Annotated in this window: 2 protein-coding genes; both read right to left on the minus strand. The window is 67.7% G+C overall.

Annotated elements, in window-relative coordinates; all coding sequences use genetic code 11:
- Nucleotides 1-267 (minus strand): cbb3-type cytochrome c oxidase subunit I (locus tag ACFWGJ_RS43570; RefSeq protein ID WP_387334528.1); only part of this gene is annotated, 267 nt, incomplete at its 3' end.
- Nucleotides 264-1,223: a cytochrome c oxidase subunit II gene (gene coxB / locus ACFWGJ_RS43575; protein WP_107018251.1), complete on the minus strand. Its 960-nt coding sequence runs from the start codon at nucleotides 1,221-1,223 to the stop codon at nucleotides 264-266. The genes ACFWGJ_RS43570 and coxB, both read right to left, overlap by 4 nt.
- Nucleotides 1,224-1,692 lie beyond the last annotated feature (469 nt).

Below are 1,692 nucleotides of genomic sequence, written 5' to 3' on the forward strand. Positions count from 1 at the left end.
CATCGTGAACGCCTGGTTGAACTGCTCGTTCGACATGATCTGCGTGCCGGGACGGGCCAGTTCGGCGCGCATCAGCAGCGCCATGACGCCGCCGATGCAGAAGAACGCGAACGACGTGACCAGGTACATCGTGCCGATCGTCTTGTGGTCCGTGGTGGTCAGCCACTTGATCACGACGTTGCCGGGCTGCTTGCGCCGTACCGGCAGCTCGCTCTCGTACGAGTCTTCAGCCGCGGCGGCACCCTGAGGTTCGTTGAGGATGCTCACAGGTTGTTCGTCTCCCGGTTCTTCTCGTGGTCCGTCTGCTCGATGCCGGCCGGGACGTAACCGGTCTGACCCTTCTCGGCGAGCTCCTTGAGGTGGGCCTCGTAGCGCTCGGGAGAGACGACCTTCACGTTGAAGAGCATCCGGGAGTGGTCGACGCCGCAGAGCTCGGCGCACTTGCCCAGGAAGGTGCCCTCCTTGTTGGGGGTCACCTGGAAGGAGTTGGTGTGCCCCGGAATGACGTCCTGCTTCATGAGGAACGGCACCACCCAGAAGGAGTGGATGACGTCACGCGAAGTGAGGACGAAGCGGACCGTCTTGCCCTTGGGGAGCCAGAGGGTCGGGCCCGGGTTGAGCGTCTGCGGGTTCTTCGAGGCGGGCGTACCGACGTCGTAGACACCGCCGGCGGCCGCCGGGAAGTCCTTCTTGAAGCGATCGGGGATCGCGTCGAGGTTCTTGTCGGTCTTCGCGTCACCGGTCGAGCCGTCGACGTTCTCGATGTAGTTGAAGCCCCAGCTCCACTGGAAGCCGACGACATTGACCGTGACGTCGGGCTTCTTGTCGAGACTGAGGATCTTCGACTCGTCGCGGGCTGTGAAGTAGAACAGCACCGAAACGATGATGAGGGGGACCACCGTGTACAGCGCCTCGATGGGCATGTTGTACCGGGTCTGCGGGGGAACCTCGACCTTGGTGCGGCTGCGCCGGTGGAAGAACGCGCTCCACAGGATCAGGCCCCAGACCAGCACGCCCGTGGCGAGTGCTGCGGCCCACGAGCCCTGCCACAGGGAGAGGATCCGGGGAGCCTCTTCCGTGGTCGGGGTGGGCATACCAAGGCGGGGGAAGTCCTTGTATGTGCAACCGGTCGCGGTCGCCAGGACCAGACCCGCAGTCAGTGCCTGCAGCAGCTTCCGCCGCATCGGGCGCCGCGGCGAGCGGTCGGAGCCGTAGGGACTCACGTAGCGCCTTCCGAGAGTCTCGCCCGCGCGGTCGGCTGCGGCCTTCTCGCTGGTCGGTCGCCGCCCTGCGTCGGGCAGGGGTTTGGATGTTTATGCGGACCAAACCCTACTGGACGCTTTTTGGGGTCGCGCGGGGAGGGTCCCCAACGCGCCGCCACTCACCCCGAAGGGGTGGAATACGAGGCTCTGCGAGGCATGTGACGGGGCGTTCGGGTGTGTGCGCGTTCGGAGCGGCCGGGGTTCGCCGACCGGTGCCCCTGCGGGGGGGGCGGGGCGGGGCGGTCGGTCTTCGGCCGCGGGCCGGTGGGGGCGGGCCGCGGCCCTCGGGGCGGGACGGGGCGCATCGTCGACGGCTGCGGGCGCGTCGTGGCCGGTCGCGCAGTTCCCCGCGCCCCTAATGGGACGAGGTGCGGGCGGTTGTGGTTCGGCTGCCGGCCGGTGGGGGCTTGTCGCGCAGTTCCCCGCGCCC

This window comes from Streptomyces sp. NPDC060205 (assembly GCF_042728395.1).
GTDB lineage: Bacteria > Actinomycetota > Actinomycetes > Streptomycetales > Streptomycetaceae > Streptomyces.